The sequence below is a fragment of the Pseudoalteromonas sp. SR43-3 genome, from assembly GCF_014163875.1.
Lineage (GTDB): Bacteria > Pseudomonadota > Gammaproteobacteria > Enterobacterales > Alteromonadaceae > Pseudoalteromonas > Pseudoalteromonas distincta.
On record NZ_JACJEC010000011.1, the window covers coordinates 42232 to 58650 of the forward strand.

General features: G+C 39.2%; 14 protein-coding genes. 8 read left to right on the forward strand and 6 right to left on the reverse strand.

The window, feature by feature from the left end; translation table 11 throughout:
* The first annotated feature begins 32 nt into the window (after window positions 1–32).
* The 5 genes from H5088_RS13215 to H5088_RS13235 all read left to right on the forward strand — a co-directional run bounded on the left by H5088_RS13215 (window position 33) and on the right by H5088_RS13235 (window position 7356).
* Window positions 33–2762, forward strand: a complete 2730-nt coding sequence (locus H5088_RS13215) for a metallophosphoesterase (protein WP_182753202.1) — start codon at window positions 33–35, stop codon at window positions 2760–2762.
* A 318-nt stretch (window positions 2763–3080) separates the two neighbouring features.
* Window positions 3081–4127, forward strand: a complete 1047-nt coding sequence (gene hppD / locus H5088_RS13220; RefSeq protein WP_002958202.1) for a 4-hydroxyphenylpyruvate dioxygenase — start codon at window positions 3081–3083, stop codon at window positions 4125–4127.
* A 136-nt stretch (window positions 4128–4263) separates the two neighbouring features.
* Window positions 4264–5577: a fumarylacetoacetase gene (gene fahA, locus H5088_RS13225; RefSeq protein ID WP_182753204.1), complete on the forward strand. Its 1314-nt coding sequence runs from the start codon at window positions 4264–4266 to the stop codon at window positions 5575–5577.
* A 143-nt stretch (window positions 5578–5720) separates the two neighbouring features.
* The gene (locus H5088_RS13230; RefSeq protein WP_039487126.1) at window positions 5721–6884 is read left to right on the forward strand and encodes a M23 family metallopeptidase; all 1164 of its coding nucleotides are present in this window, start codon (window positions 5721–5723) and stop codon (window positions 6882–6884) included.
* Window positions 6874–7356: a polymer-forming cytoskeletal protein gene (locus H5088_RS13235; protein ID WP_002958196.1), complete on the forward strand. Its 483-nt coding sequence runs from the start codon at window positions 6874–6876 to the stop codon at window positions 7354–7356. Before H5088_RS13230 ends, H5088_RS13235 begins: the two co-directional genes overlap by 11 nt.
* 21 nt (window positions 7357–7377) lie before the next feature.
* Here the strand turns inward: H5088_RS13235 and H5088_RS13240 are convergent, their stop codons facing one another.
* The gene (locus H5088_RS13240; protein ID WP_024595671.1) at window positions 7378–7851 is read right to left on the reverse strand and encodes a hotdog fold domain-containing protein; all 474 of its coding nucleotides are present in this window, start codon (window positions 7849–7851) and stop codon (window positions 7378–7380) included.
* A gap of 182 nt (window positions 7852–8033) precedes the next feature.
* On the opposite strand from H5088_RS13240, the gene H5088_RS13245 reads away from it, so the two are divergent.
* The 3 genes from H5088_RS13245 to H5088_RS13255 all read left to right on the forward strand — a co-directional run bounded on the left by H5088_RS13245 (window position 8034) and on the right by H5088_RS13255 (window position 10405).
* Window positions 8034–9233, forward strand: a complete 1200-nt coding sequence (locus H5088_RS13245) for a multidrug effflux MFS transporter (RefSeq protein ID WP_024598245.1) — start codon at window positions 8034–8036, stop codon at window positions 9231–9233.
* The gene (locus H5088_RS13250) at window positions 9230–9874 is read left to right on the forward strand and encodes a LysE family translocator (RefSeq protein ID WP_024589445.1); all 645 of its coding nucleotides are present in this window, start codon (window positions 9230–9232) and stop codon (window positions 9872–9874) included. The genes H5088_RS13245 and H5088_RS13250 overlap by 4 nt, the downstream gene beginning before the upstream one ends.
* Before the next feature lie 66 nt (window positions 9875–9940).
* Window positions 9941–10405 (forward strand): methylglyoxal synthase, encoded by a 465-nt coding sequence (locus H5088_RS13255; protein WP_002958191.1) that lies wholly within the window; start codon window positions 9941–9943, stop codon window positions 10403–10405.
* A 19-nt stretch (window positions 10406–10424) separates the two neighbouring features.
* Here the strand turns inward: H5088_RS13255 and yegD are convergent, their stop codons facing one another.
* The 5 genes from yegD to H5088_RS13280 all read right to left on the reverse strand — a co-directional run bounded on the left by yegD (window position 10425) and on the right by H5088_RS13280 (window position 16129).
* A complete protein-coding gene (gene yegD / locus H5088_RS13260) occupies window positions 10425–11789 on the reverse strand; it encodes a molecular chaperone (protein ID WP_182753206.1) in 1365 nt (454 codons plus the stop codon).
* A gap of 62 nt (window positions 11790–11851) precedes the next feature.
* The gene (locus H5088_RS13265) at window positions 11852–12694 is read right to left on the reverse strand and encodes a DNA ligase (RefSeq protein ID WP_182753208.1); all 843 of its coding nucleotides are present in this window, start codon (window positions 12692–12694) and stop codon (window positions 11852–11854) included.
* Window positions 12695–12727: 33 nt separating this feature from the next.
* Entirely contained in the window at window positions 12728–13384 is a 657-nt protein-coding gene (locus tag H5088_RS13270) for an HAD family phosphatase (protein WP_182753210.1), read from the reverse strand.
* A gap of 75 nt (window positions 13385–13459) precedes the next feature.
* Window positions 13460–13759, reverse strand: a complete 300-nt coding sequence (locus H5088_RS13275) for a hypothetical protein (RefSeq protein ID WP_002958185.1) — start codon at window positions 13757–13759, stop codon at window positions 13460–13462.
* A gap of 105 nt (window positions 13760–13864) precedes the next feature.
* Window positions 13865–16129, reverse strand: a complete 2265-nt coding sequence (locus tag H5088_RS13280) for a TonB-dependent receptor (RefSeq protein WP_182724978.1) — start codon at window positions 16127–16129, stop codon at window positions 13865–13867.
* Window positions 16130–16419: the final 290 nt, after the last annotated feature.

Below are 16419 nucleotides of genomic sequence, written 5' to 3' on the forward strand. Positions count from 1 at the left end.
TGGTTATTGAATAGACTCAGGGACATCCGTAGATGCAATCGTTAACGATATCACGTGTTATTATATTTATATTTCTTAGCTTTATTCTAACTGCCTGTGGTAGCGGTGATGAAGTGACGGTTAATCCAAACGATCCTGTTGAGCCTGAACCTAGCAAATTAACACTATCAAGCGCTAATGGTTTAGAGGCTACATTAGACGAAGGCAATTTTATATTTAATGCACCTTCCAGTGCTATTTCTAGTGATGTAGAGCTTACCTACGAGAAAACATTATTAGATGAGACGAATATACAACAAAATATAATTTCTGATTTACATGCGCTTACGCCCTCCACGCTTACTCTTGAAAAACCTATTACCATTACAATAAAAATCCCTGATGACTATGCATTAGGCGGACAACTGTTTATCGCAAAACTATCGGGCGCTAATTGGGATACTGTTACAAATTCAATAGTTTTAGATGGATTTGTTAGCGCTCAAGTAACAACACTGGGCACATATGCAATACAAATGCAGCGCAATGAAGCTTTTGCAAATATCGGCCCAACTTGCGACGCTAATGCAACAGAGCAGTCGGTAAGGTTTGTTCACGTTGCAGATTTACATGCTCGCTTTGGCTATGAAGAGCAATATTTCAGCCGGATCAAAGCCTACTACAACCAAGTAGCAAGCCAAACTCCGCACACCTTATTTACAAACGGTGGTGACGACTATGAAAAAGGCACCGTTGCTGAGCAATTATCACAAGGTACCGCGACAGAAGAAGCTATTAAAGCAATGCAGTTTGACCTACGAGTCGTTGGAAATCATGATTATGCTTGGGGCCCTGAAAAATTACTAAGTTATTCCCAAGACGAGAATGCAATTGTACTTGCTAGTAATACTCGTTATGAAGCAGAGCAACTACAAGACTTTGCAGGCGTAGGATTTGCAAAAGTACAAGTAGGATGTATTACACTTGGTGTGTTTGGCATGACCTCAGTGCCATGGAATGAGCTAGATGAACCTATTCAAGATGATCCGATCCCTGATTTTATTAAACAGTTTAAAATGAGCTGGCAATGGCAACAAATCGCACAAAGCATCGTAAACCAATACAGTGATGATGTAGATTACATGATTATGTTGAGCCATTTAGGTGTAGGCCAAGATACTGATATGGCAACAAACGTACCCGGTATCGACTTAGTACTTGGCGGCCATACACACGGTGGGGAAAGCTACACAACCCTTGATAACGGCGCTATTGTTTTACAACCGGACTTTTACGCTAAAGGTATTACGGACTTAACACTTAATTTTAATTTAGCTGATAAATCATCCCCAGTTGTTGATTACAAAACGATTGAAACCGATACAATTGATGGACGCGATGAGGCAACAAAACTAGCTATAGATGAGATAATGGGGCGTTATGCTCCCGATGTAGAAACTGAAATCGCTATTTCTGAAAACTATCCAACTGATGCGCAGCTAGCCGAAATAACCGCCTTAGCCGCAAAACATTCAAGCACAATTAGCGCAGCATTACTTAACCCTGAACTAGTACAAAAGCGCTGGACACCCGGCACACTTACTCAAGAAGACTTCCATAAAGCTTTTTACGTAGAAAGACAGCCATCAAATACGCCAGGGTTTAACTCTATTTATAAAGTAACAGTATCGGGAAGCGACTTAACAACGATGTTTGCAAGTCAACCAGATTGGTTTTTACTTAAACCTGAAGATATACAACCCACTAATAATTACGAAGTTGCACTATTTAAAGGAGCAGCTTTGAATCCTGATTTATTTTTTAATAGTGTTACATTCTCAAACGTAGAACCAATAGCTGAAGCTTGGTGGCTACTTGATAAATATGCACGTGCTAGAACAAGTCAGTGCCTACACCTTGACACTGACACCGAACTTTATTCATGTAACAACTTAGCAAATGTAACCGTATGGAACTTTGACGATACTAACAACCCGTTAGCAGCTGATTTTGGACCTTCGGTACTTAGCTACTTTGATCCAGATGAAACAAATTGGGGCACTGCAGAGACACAATATAGCACCACTACTCAATTAAATATTGATGATTTAAGTGATGGTCCTTCAGGTGTTATGGCGTTTTCTCGCCACGCTCCAACAGAAGGCTTACTTATTGATTTAAACACACCAGCAAATGGTGACTTTGCAAATGAAGGAATGGTGTCTGACTACACCTTGGTAATGGATTTATACTGGCCCGCAGAAGGTAAAGATATTTACCGTGCAATTATGCAAGCCAATACAACTGATTATCTTAATGATGATGCCGATATGTTTATTGATCCAAGCGGCGGCTATGGACAAGCAACTAGCGATAGCGGCTATTTTGGCAATACACAACCTGACTCTTGGCATCGTATAGCTTTTGTATTTTATACAGCACCAACCAACGGGGTGTTTGAAGTCTATATAGATGGAGAACTTGCTGGCGTAAAAGAGGATGGCGAAATCGATAGTCGCTGGGCACTCAATCAATCTGTATTGCTTTTTACAGATAACAATTATGAAACAGTACCAGGGTACTTAAATTCGCTGCTTTATGCAGGACGTGCTATGACCAGAGATGAAATTAAAAGTATGGGCGGCGCACAACAAAAGCTGTCTTTTGAGCAACCGACGCGAGTGCTAAATCAAACCATTGAGCGCCATTACCAAGCAGCTCCAGCAATTAAAACTAACATGTGGATAGAACAACGGAACAAGTTCTTTGGTAACGGCTCTTAAAGTGTAAACAATTACATACAAAAAGGCTTTTACTTATTAATTGTAAGAGGAGGTTTAGCGCAGGTTAAACCTCCTTTTTAGTATTTAAATACAATGATTTAAAAACAAATGCTCCCACTTGAATTTATACCATATAACTCCATTTTACTTAACTGTATTACAAACACGTAACTTTATAATAACCGTCCTATAAAATTTACACATGCACTATATACTAAATAGCGCCCCCCTCTTCCCCAAATTAAAAATCTGGTTGATTATCTACTGCAATATGACAACAACACATAATCGCAGTGCTTAATTGCGGGAGTAATAATAATGAGTGAAGTAAATAACTATTTGGGTTTAGTCGGTATTGAGTTTACCGAGTACGCAACACCTGATGCTGATTATATGGATAAAGTATTTACTGATTTTGGCTTCTCTAAGCTTAAAAAATTCAAAGGTAAAGACATTGTTTATTACAACCAAAACGATATTCACTTTTTACTGAATAACGAGCGTGAAGGTTTTTCTGCAGAATTTGCTAAAAGCCATGGCCCTGCTATTTGTTCAATGGGTTGGCGTGTTGAGAATGCGCAAAAAGCATTTGAAACAGCTGTAGAACGTGGTGCAAAACCAGCGACCGACTCAACGCATAAAAATATGCCTTACCCTGCGATCTATGGTATTGGCGACAGCCTAATTTACTTTATTGAACAATTTGGCGACAAAGGCACTATTTACGAAAGTGATTTTGAAGACTTAGAAACGCAAAATGTTGTAGAAGATAAAGGCTTTATCCGAATCGATCATTTAACCAATAACGTTTATAAAGGCACCATGGAAAAATGGGCTAACTTTTATAAAGACGTATTTGGTTTTACTGAAGTACGCTACTTTGACATTAAAGGTCAAAAAACAGCGCTTATTTCGTATGCACTTAAATCGCCATGCGGCACCTTCTCTATTCCAATAAACGAAGGTAAAGGTAACGATAACAACCAAATTGATGAATACCTTGGTGAGTACAACGGCCCAGGCGTTCAACATTTAGCGTTTTTAACAGATGACTTAGTAAGCTCTCTTGATAAGCTTGATAAATCAACAATTGCCACTTTAGATATTATCCCAGAGTACTACGATACTATTTTTGACCGTGTACCTTGGGTTGCTGAAGATAAAGAAAAAATTCGTGAGCATCAGATACTCGTAGATAGCCAAAGTGAAAATTGTTATTTATTACAAATTTTCTCTAAAAACTTATTTGGTCCAATCTTTATAGAAATGATCCAACGCGTTGATGATGGTGGCTTTGGTGAAGGTAACTTCCAAGCATTATTTGAATCAATCGAACGTGACCAAGAGCGTCGCGGCGTTTTATAGAATATTTGAGTAAATTAAAAGCAGCGAACTTCGCTGCTTTTTGTCGTTTTAATATTTAAAAAGTATGGCGCCAAGTACAAGTATGATTAAATAAACTATACCTTGTCGCCATACAGTAAAATCCAAAGGAAATGTAATGAGCCTAATTAACGAAACCCACGATATTAATTTAACCAGCTGGGTAGAATCAGCTAATGTTGATAATTGCGACTTCCCGATTCAAAACTTACCGTTTGCAGAATTTCGTCGTAAAGGGTCTGATGAGGCCTTTCGTGGTGGTGTTGCAATTGGTGACCAAGTAATCGATTTAGCAAAACTAAGTAAATTAAACGTTTTAACAGGTGACGCTAAAACAGCCGCAGATGCAGCAAGTGAAGCAACCCTAAATACATTTATGGGTTTAGGGGAACAGTATTGGTCAGCACTTCGTTTAGCGCTTTCAAAAGCACTAAGAGCAGGCTCTGAGCACCAACAAGCGCTTATCGATACATTGGTTGCACAGTCTGATATAGAGTATTCTTTGCCTTGTCGTATCGGTGATTACACCGACTTTTACACTTCTATTTATCATGCTACTGCTGTGGGTCGTTTATTTCGCCCTGATAACCCATTACTACCTAACTATAAATGGGTACCTATTGGTTATCATGGTCGCTCTTCATCTATTGACGTATCGGGTCAAACATTTCATCGCCCTAAAGGCCAAACCAAAGCGCCAGACGCAGAAGTGCCATCATTCGGTCCTTGTAAACGCCTTGATTACGAACTAGAGCTGGGTATTTACTTAGGTAAAGGCAATGCACTGGGCGATGCAATCGCTATCGAAAATGCTGAAAACCATGTATTTGGCTTTTGTGTATTTAACGATTGGTCAGCACGTGACTTGCAAGCGTGGGAATATCAACCGCTTGGTCCATTTTTAGCTAAAAACTTTGCCTCAACGGTATCGCCTTGGATTGTAACAACCGAAGCATTAGCGCCTTATAGAACAAGCTGGACACGTGATGAAAACGATCCACAGCCTATGGACTATTTAGAATCAAAAGCGAATCGCGACCAAGGTGCTTTTGATATTCAAATGGATGTTAGAATTCAAACGCAAAAAATGCGTAGCGAAGGCCATAACCCAACGCGCGTATCAACATCTAGCTTTAAGCACTCTTACTGGACTGTGGCACAAATGGTTACTCACCACACAGTAAATGGCTGTAACTTTATGCCAGGTGACATGCTAGGTTCGGGCACTCAGTCGGGTCCAACGCACGAAGAAGCAGGTTCATTACTTGAGCTTTCTCTTGGCGGTAAAGAAAAAATCACGCTAAGTAATGGCGAACAACGCAGCTTTTTAGAAGATGGCGATAACGTTATTATGCGTGGCTGGTGTGAAAAAGAAGGTTATGCACGTATAGGTTTTGGCTCTGTAGAGAGTACTGTACTGCCGGCAAAATAATACGCATATTAAAGAATTTATTAAAAGGGCTGCTTACTAAAAGCAGCCCTTTTTTATTAATTTTTGAACAGTTACAATTTTTTTCTAGCTTTTTTAACTCAAATTGCTATCTTAATTCGGTTAATAGCCAGTGTTTATATGCCATGTCAGTATTTATAAAGTCTTTTTATCATAAATTTTTCCCTGCTCGTCAGCTACTTATTCGTCAAAATGGCGAAGTTAAGCATGTTGTTTTAGCCTCTTGGTTTCAACTTCTTGTAGCGTTGCTTATTTTAGTCACTTTTACTTGGCTGAGTATTTCAAGCTTTCGTGTTTATACACAAACAAATAAAATCTCTGACATAAAACAAAATCAAATAACCGAGCAAACGCTGTGGCAACAAAAAGTCAGTGAGCAACAAGCCCTTCAAGCAACGCAGTTAGAGCAACTTGCAATTCTTGAGCAAAAGCAGGCGCTACTGCAAAGCATGATAGAATCCCTTCCTGCTTCAATTAGCAAAGACGTTATTAAGCTTGATACAGAACTTGATGTACCTATTAATGAAAATGGCAATGAATTTCATGAACCATTAGTCGATGAAAATCAAAAAGGTAAACAAGCACAGTTAATCGCTCCAATTACATTCGCAACAAGAGTGGCCAACTTAAATAATCATTATGAGCAAAGCTTTACCTATTTAGATAACCAAATTAGTGAACGTCACCAAGCCATTTTAGCTATGGTTAAAGGCGCAGGAATTGAGTCTGCGCTTGAGCAACACCTAATATTAAGCGCCCAGACAACTGCACAAGGTGGGCCACTTGATATATTTAACGAAACAAAAATTCCGAGCCACTTTTTAGCCATCGTTGATAAGCTATTAATATTAAATAATTTAGAAAACTTTTTAACTGAGCTACCAAATACCCTGCCTTTAGCTAAAGCTAAATACTATATTTCGAGTAATTTTGGCCTTAGAAAAGATCCCATGAATAGTAATCATGCCTTTCATAAAGGAATTGATTTAGCCGGTTGGCATAAAACCGAAATATTCGCTCCAGCAGACGCTGTAGTGCTTCGTGCCGGTCGTAATGGTGGTTATGGTAACTTTATTGAGCTTGAACATAAAAATGGCTTAGTGACTCGATTTGGACACTTAAATAAAATTAAAGTAAAGAAAGGTCAATCAATCACTAAACATGATGTAATCGGTTTAATGGGCAGCACCGGCCGAAGCACAGGCACGCATTTACACTACGAAGTATTACTTAATGGTAAACAAGTCAATCCTCTAAAAATAACAAAGGCGCTTTCTCGTGTTTGGTAGAAAAAAACAAAAAACAGTTAGCTCTAATTTAAAAAGAGTGAATCACACACCGTCTATTATTTCTGAAGACGTACGCCTTACAGGCACTTTAGTTAGCCAAGGTGAAGTACAGCTTGATGGCCGTATTGATGGTGACATAAAAGTGGAGCATTTAGTTATTGGCTCAGCGGGAGTTGTTGAAGGTATTGTTGAAGCTAAAAGCGTTATTGTTAAAGGTAAAGTTATTGGGTCAATTAATGCCAGTGAAGTAAAAGTACAAAGTGGCGCTCATGTTCATGGCGATGTATTTCACGATACATTGAGTATTGATGCAGGCGCAGTAATTGAAGGCAGTTTAAAGCAACGCTTTGAAAAAGAAGAGCCGGAACTAATTTCGAAAGAACTAAAACCCGCAAAAGAAGTTAAAGCATTATTGAAAGAAGATGGCAGCGACTTATCATTTGTAAATAAACAAGCCGCTGATAAAAGCTAAGTCAAATTAGCTTTACGTAAATTAATTTTTCTCAGTAATGTACATAGTAATATCTGCAGTGAAAACAAGCTCATTGCGGGTATTATACAGTTTAACCGGTACTACTAAGTCTTCTTTATCAATCCACTTATGTGGTAAATCAATTTCAGCGACTGCTCGTACATCTGTATCTACTTTAGCCAAATACCTAACTGTCATCCCTTTTGGGATCCAACGATGCGTTTTAACTGGCACTGTTGCATCAACCATTACACCTGCACACAATTCAGCTAAGTTACACTGCGCAATAGCATGAATAGTTCCAATATGATTATGAACGCTGCGACGATTTTTAACCACCGCACTACAATGGCCCTCTCTCAAATCGAGTACGTAAGGTTTCATCGAACCAAAATATGGCGCTTTAAAGCAAACAGCTTTAGTAAAAAGCCAATTCCCAAAAGGTAGGCGCTTAAATTTATGCCATGTTTGTACAAGTGCAGATTTATTACTCATTATTATTTTCCATCAACAGTTACTTTTTTAAATTAACACATCAGACCAGTTTTAAAAAGTGCATTTATGCTGGCTTTTTCGCTTAATCCAATCAAAAAGTAAGAATGACGACCTATGCAGGGGTCATAAGCCCTTTCTTTTTTATGAGTGCCCACCTAAAATACTCGACAAAAGGAGACTCAATGCAAACACAGCCCGCTAAACCTAATATGACTTTGTTACTTATCTTAGCGTTACTCGTTATATTTTGCCCTATGGCAATCGATATTTACTTACCCGCTTTTCCTACTATTGCAGAACAATTTGCAGTTACTGAACAACAAGTACAGCAAACCGTTGCTATTTTTATGCTAACAGTGGGTTTAGGCCAATTAATTGCAGGTCCTTTAGCTGATAAATTTGGCCGAAAGCCAGTGGCTATAGTGGGCATTAGTTTATATGCAAGCTCTGCATTACTCGCATACTACTCGCCTTCTTTTGAGATATTACTAATAGCACGTGCTTTTCAGGGATTTGGAGCGTGTGCCACATTTGTTGTCGCATTTGCGATAGTGCGTGATAAATATGGCAGTGAACGAAGCGGACAAATGATTACCTACCTTAACGGGATTGTGTGCTTTATTCCGGCAATGGCACCTATTTTAGGGGCTTGGCTTACCGTACAGTTTGGCTGGCGTATGAACTTTATGTTTTTAACCGCGTTTGCTATTTTGGGCCTTATTGTTACCCTATTCTTTTTTAGAGAAACTCGTCCTGCTGATAGTCATTATCAGGGGCATATTTTAGATTTACGTCGCTTTACACCGATTATTAAAACACCGGTATTTTTGTTTAATAGCCTAATTTGTATGGTCTCAATGTCAGCCATATTAGTGTATGTAACGCTCGCACCAGGCTGGCTTATTACACATTTAGGCGGCACCGTAGCCGACTTTACTTTTTGGTTTACGTTAAATGCCGTAATAAGTATTGTCGCAAGTTTTATTTTACCTACCTACATTAAACGAAATAGCCAACGTGCTTTGCGTGTCGGTGTGAGTGTACTGGTTTTCTCAGGCATTTTAATGCTAGCCTTGAGTCATATAGAAACAGCATTTGCGCTTATGCTACCTATCTTAATTGCTGCATTAGGGTTTGCTTTAAGTTTAGGCTCTGCTGCAGGAATGTCTCTGTCTAGCTTTCCTAAACAAGCAGGCACAGCCTCTGCATTACTCGGTGCTATGCAAATGAGTGGCGCAAGTATACTTGTTGTTTTAACCCAATATTTAGGGCTAAGCACACCATGGTTGATTGCTTTTCACTTGTTATTACTAGTTCCGCTTTGGCTTATTTTAATGAGTAAAAAAGCACATACTTTACACCCGGCTAAAAGTACTCAATGATCAATCCTGACTTTCTAGTCTCATTTTTATTAGCCAGTTTTTTAATGGCAGTAGCGCCTGGGCCATCAAATGCATTTTTGATGGCGCAAACATTTGCTAATGGTCGAAGTGCTGGTATGCAAAGTGCTTTTGGTTTTGCATTAGGTGGGGTTGTTCATACGCTATTTGCTGTTGTAGGCCTAAGCGCAGTACTGAAAGCTTCCCCTAGTGCCTATGCCGCAGTGCAATATGCAGGCGCAGCATACTTATGCTATTTAGGGTTTATGATGATTAAAGGCACGCTAAAGCAGCCAGAGCCGACACCTGATGACAAGCAAACCGATAAACCGCATATAAGTACCAGTAAAAAAAGTAATGTCATGTTTCAGGCCATGATGACTGAAGTATTAAACCCTAAAGTAGCATTATTCTTTATTGCATTTATTCCACAATTTGTAGATCCAACGCTTTCATCGGCTACTTTTCAGCTCGCATTTTTTGGCTTACTTTACCCTCTTTTTGCTTTTCCGATTGACTGCACGTATATTTATTTTGGCGACAAAATTGCACAGTTTTTTAGACGTAACCCAAATAGCCAACTTTGGATTGATAGGATCACTGGCATTGTATTTATTGCCCTTGCTATCAATCTATTATTTTAACTAACCTGCACTTTGGTTAAGAGATTTATTCTTCCGAGTTTAGGTTCATCAATAAAAAGAATTAGCATGGAACAAAAAACACAATCTCTTCCCGCACAAAAAAATATTGCTTTAGTGGCACACGATGGTAAAAAAGCAGCACTAAAATTATGGTGTGAAAAGCACAAAGAAATACTAAGTAAGCACACTTTATATGGCACAGGTACTACGGGGCATTTAATTCAAAAAACTACGGGGCTTGATGTAGTTCAGCTTTTAAGTGGTCCTATGGGCGGCGATCAACAACTTGGCGCTAAAATAGCAGAACATGAGATACATGTTTTAATATTTTTTTGGGACCCATTAGCATCACAGCCTCATGACCCTGATGTTAAAGCGCTGCTGCGTTTAGCAGCTGTTTGGAATATTCCGGTGGCGTGTAATGAAGTGAGTGCAGATATGTTATTAAGCTCACCGCTTATGGACGTAGAGCTTGAACGCACATTGCCAGATTACGAAAAATACCTCGCAACCCGACAAATAGATCTTTAAACCTCAATTGTAATCTAGGTTATTTATAAAGCATGCTGGCCCATTTAGTCAGGCCAGCGGTTACACTACCAAAGTGATCCCCGTTAACCATCTTTATATCGCCTAAGTGCTCACTTAAAGCCGCTTTAATCAATGGTGACTGTGCACTACCGCCTGTTAAGTAAATAATGTCTGGCGTGGTCGCAGCGTCGCTGATTGCTTGTTTTGCTAAAGTAACTATTTGGCTAATACTACTCTCAACGGCAACAGCTAAATCGCTTACAGATACATTTTTATTCAGCCCACTATCTAAAAAGCTTAAATCACAATCAAACACACTAGCAGACGAAAGTGCTATTTTAGCCGCTTCACCTTGTTGCACTAACTGATGGCCTTGCTTGTTTTGCTGTAAATGTATTAAGCGCTTATAAAGCTCAGGTGCACTTACATCACGTAATTGTGCGTTTAGCTCTCGGGTATGGCTTTCACTATAAAATTGGCTTTGTAAGTTTACATCGTTAATTTTACACGCTTGCCAAAACGCTTGATTAGGCAAAGGTAGACCTGATTTAAACGTACTGCCTAAACCCAATAACGGCATTAAACCATGAAAGCTCAAAGCAATATCTAAATCGTTTCCGCCAACACGTTTACCACTGTGAGATAAAAAATCGCTATCGCGCTGGCTATTTCCTCTAAAGCTTGGGCCCATTTGTACAAATGAGCAGTCACTTGTACCACCACCAATATCAATAACGAGTACTTTTTGATCCTGAGTTAAATCACTCTCGTAGTCGATACCCGCAGCAAGTGGCTCATATAAAAACTCTACGTCTTTAAAACCAGCACGTTTAGCAGCACGCTCTAAAATACCGACCGCTTGTTGATTTGATTGCTCGCCACCCACAGCTTGAAAGTTTACCGGGCGACCAATTACTGTTTGTGTAAGTGTTTTACCTAAAGAGAGCTCAGCGCGTTGCTTAATTTTTAAGATCATCGCGGTTGCGATATCTTCAAAAAAGTTAATTTGACCTTGCTTTAAACCTGTTGCACCAAAAAATGATTTAGGAGACTTAACAAAATAGCCTTCTTCAGGAAACTGCACGTACTCGCTAATCGCTTCACGACCAATAAATAGGGTTTCATCTGAAGGTTGTAAATCAAGGTCTGACTTAATACGAGGTAAGGTATTTAATAATGCTTGGCGCTGCGTTAAAAAGTCATGCTCATGGGCTGTGCCATGTAAATGCTTAGCAACAAAATCAACAACCAACGCGCTGTGATGAGTGTAAAGTGTAGACGGTAAGTAATGTTTTCCTTGCTCTAGCGGTACTAATTGAACATTACCCTCGCTCATTACACCCATAGCACAATTAGAACTACCGTAATCAAAACCTACAAACATACTTCACCACACATTACCAAAAAGGCCGCGCAATTTAGCACACTTTGTAAAATTTATAAATGTTATAAACTATCTCTGACCCGTAAAAAACTGGCAAAACGCGGTAACCCATTTTTTGTTAAGCCATGAAATCGGTACGTTACAGTACTACCAATCTCCGGTGGTATGGAGCGCTGTGCATCATTAAACCCAGTACCAATAGAAAATACCTGTCCCTGCGCTGTTTTTACCCTTAATGCCCCTAACATACCTTGATATTTACCTTTGCCTGGTAAGTGCGCAATTACAACCGCTTCTGCATCTAAATAAGGTTTTAATTTTAGTAATGCATTACTTCTTCCATTGCTGTGCTTCGCGCTGGCCAAATGAAGCATTACGCCCTCGCCGCCCTGCTTAGTTATGTTCTCAAAATACTCTGTAAGCTGCTCATTATTTGTAAAGCTATATTGAACTACAGCACTAATGTGCGGCGAGTTTAGGCTAGTAATAAGCTCATTATAGTTTTTATAGCGAGTGCTAAAAGGCAGATTTTTATCTGGCATATCAAATACTTTATAAGTAATAGTTTGCCAATCATGATTATTAGGTTTTTTAGTTCTGACTATGCCACTAAGCGCAGAAAAGTGCTCACGTTTAGTCCACAGCTCACCATCAAGCCATACATTTGGCAATGGCGCTGTAAACCAACTTGGCGCATTCATAATATTACCCTTACGAGTGACAAACTGCGTGCCGGTCCAGATAGCTCTTACGCCATCATATTTTTCACTGACTAAATATTTACTTACATCATAATGCTTCGTTTCGTCATATACTTTAGCCAGTAAAACAGACGGTTGTGCTGCACTTATGCATTGCGTAAAAAGTACAATAACAATTAAAAGCAGGTGTTTAATAGTAAACATTGGCGCATCCAAGCACGTAAAAGTTGGCTTAAACTATAGTTGAGATTGCGCCCATTGCCAAAACTCATCTAAGTTGCTCATTTGATAGGTAGCTTGGCTAAAGTCGTGATCTTTAGTATGGCTATTGGCAATGGCTATCACACGTAACAAAGCATTATTAGCAGCTGTTACCCCTGTGTAAGTATCCTCAACAGCAATTGCATTGCCAGGTTGTATATTTATCTGCTCAAGTGCCAGTAAATACGGATCCCCTGCAGGTTTAGGATTAGTTACATCATCTTTTGTAACCACCGTATCAAACAGCTCATAAAACCCTAAGCCTTTCAGTATTGGCATAGCTTCACTTTTAGCACTGCCTGTTACTAGCGCCATTTTTAAGCCACTCGCTTTTACAGCTTTCAATGTTTGCTCTGTAAATGGCATCAGTGGCGGTAAATGTGTTACTACATATTCACCAAATAAACGGTATTTTTCATCTGCTAAAAACTGTGCACTTACCGATAAGTTATGCTCTTGCTTAATTTCGATTGCGGCTTCTAAAGTGGGCCGTCCCGAAAAGCGCTGACAAAAATCATTTTCTAAATAACTAACACCGTAGGGTTTAAGTAATTTACTCCAGCATACAAAGTGCATGCTTTCTGAATCAACTAATGTGCCATCCATATCAAATAATATTGCTTTTAAAGTCATCCTCATTCCTTATTTAACTTGTGCTAAATTTTAACAATAAAAAAGGCGCCTTAAGCACCTTTTATATAAATACAGTTATTGCGTTAAGCCTGCTGGCGGCTCACCCGTTGCTTCCTCACCCGTTTCAACATCAACAAGCTCGTAGCCACGCGTTTTACGTACAACTTTAAGTACTGGTTTATCAAATGCAGTTTTTAAACGCTCAGAGTCATCTTTCAACTCATCTAAGGTTGTTCCAAAAGGGGCTGCGCCAGTTTCTGACCAGTTAGTTACTTTACCATTTAGGTTATATTCTACTTCATGTATTTGATATTGCGCTGCTTCGTCTTTCGTTGCTTCACAAAAAATTACACGGTAATTCCAAAATCCAGCCATCTTTTTATCTCTTTAAATTAATTAACGCTACTTTACCAGCTTTATAAAAACATAAAAGCCTGCACAAGGCAGGCTTTTAAAAATTAATATAATTTAAGGTTATCTCTAGAAGAAGTTAACTTTAAATTCAGCACCAACATAACGCTCTTCGTTAACAATACCTGTATTGTTATTGAAATCTACAGCGCCAATAACTTGTTGCTCGTCAAATAAGTTACGAACAAACGCAGCAACTTCGTATTCGTAATCGCCTTCAGACCATGTGTAACCTGTACGAAGACCTGTTTCAATAAGCTCTTTACCTTCAAACTCTACTGATTCGTAAAGGAACATATTGATTTTACTACGATAAGAAATATCACCGCTTGCGAAGAAATTACCATCGGCAAGTTCTTTAGTGTAGCGAAGCGTAAAGTTAGAGATCCACTCAGGAGCATGCGGTAAGCTATTACCATCAAGTACAGCAAGACCAGAACCATTAATTGGGTCAGTTACAGTACATTGAGCACAAACAGCGACAGCTAAATCGTTATCTTTAATTTCTGTTTTATTGTAGCTTAAGTTAAACGTTGCATTAAACTCATCGCTTAATACCCACTGCGAGTCTAACTCAAAACCATAGCCAGTCGTTTTATCAGCATTAACTAAACGGTTAAAGTTAGCACCACCGCCTACAGCAGTAAGCTGTTGGTCGTCCATCGTGTAGTAAAATACAGTTGCATTTACACGGCCTTGGCCGTCTAGCACGTCTGATTTAATACCTGTCTCGTACGATGTTACCGTTTCTGACTCAGCTGTTGTAACGTCATCACCAAATAAAATACGACCTTGTAAACTAGGTGCGCGGAAGCTGTTTGCTACACGGCCGTACCAGTTAACATCATCGTTTACTTTATAGTTTGCAGATAAATCCCAGCTAACATGGTCGTCACTAACATCACGCTCTACAAGTAATGCACCGCCACCAATTGGGCTAAGTGTACGATCAGCTACAAAATCTTTATCATCATCAGAATAACGAAGGCCCGCTGTTACTTTTAAATCATCTGAAAAAGTATAATCTACAGAACCAAATACAGCCCATGCAGTTGTGTCTTGTTGTTGGCGAACATAACCATTTAAAGCACCAGCATTAGGTGTTGAGAATGTATCGTAGCTGAAGTTTTCAATCGTTAGCTCTTCATCAAAGTAAAATACACCTACTTGATAATTTAAGTCACCATCAAAGTTACTAGATAAACGTAGCTCTTGCGTCAACTGGTCGTGATCTGGAATGCCATCAGCACTTTCTGAAGAGAAAGGGATAAAACCGGGTCCCATGAAATCTGGAATATAAGAAGCACCATAACCGCCGTCGATGTCAGCGCGAGAATAAATTTCAGCACTTTCCCATGCAGAAATAGAAGTGATTGTGTGGTTTTTAAGTTCCCACTCAAGCTTTAAGCTTGCACCTTCCGATTCTACTTGTTGAGTAGAGCGAGATGCCGCATCTTGATAAACAACATCATTTTCGTAGTTATCTACTAGCTCATTAGTACCCGCTTTAATTACATTTGCACGAAAGGCAATTGGTGAGCCATCTAAGTCACGTGTGTGATAGTTTAATAAAGCAGTAAAATCATCGCCTTCATATAAAAACTGAACGCGTGCCGCTTTTTCAGTGTAACCACCTTGCTCATCTTTAGCTTCAAAGCCTGGAGCTTGGTTATCAATGTAATCGTCTTTGTCTTGCCATAATAATGAAACACGAGCAGATAAACGGTCAGTTAAAGCACCACCTACAGCACCACTTGTATCTACAGCACCACGGCTACCGTATGAAACAGAGCCATATCCATCAAATTCTTGGCTTGGTTTAACAGTATCAAACTTAACAAGGCCAGCTGGCGTGTTACGGCCAAATAGCGTTCCTTGAGGACCACGTAATACTTCTACGCGTTCAACATCAAATACTGGGAAACCTTTTAAAATTGCATTTTCTTGAACTACTTCATCAACAACAAGTGATACTGGTTGTGATGCATTCAAATCGAAATCGGTATTACCTAAACCACGAACGTAAAAGCGTGGGAATGAACGACCAAATGAAGACTCAATAGATAAACTTGGAATTTTCGCATTTAAAAAGCGAATATCCATACCTGCAGAGCTATATGCATCAAGGTTATCACCTTGTAATGCAGATACTGCTACAGGTACTTCTTGTGCATTTTCTACGCGTTTACGGGCGGTAACTTGAATAACTTCTAGTTGATTGCTTTTTTTAGCCGTTTCTTCTTCAGCGGCGAATGCTGAAATAGATGTGCCAGCAGCAGATAGTAGTGCAGCGTTAATAATTGTCGCTATTGCAGATTTCTTTAATGATTTCATGTCGGGTATTAACCTTTAGTATGCACTCTTGTTCAACGGTTTTTTGTGTTGCGCAATGTATTCATTGCGGGCTCGTACAATTTTTCGCGACTTGCTATATGGCGCGCGGACCTCATCACCGAGAGTACAAAACGGAGTAACAAGGCTGAACGAACAATTAAGATTATACCATTGTGTAATAATTTTACTGCATAAATATGAACATAAATGGAAACTTTTTTGCAACATTTAACTACAAGATTACGTGTTTTTATCAATATTTAGATGCAAAAACCTAATAATGAGGACAT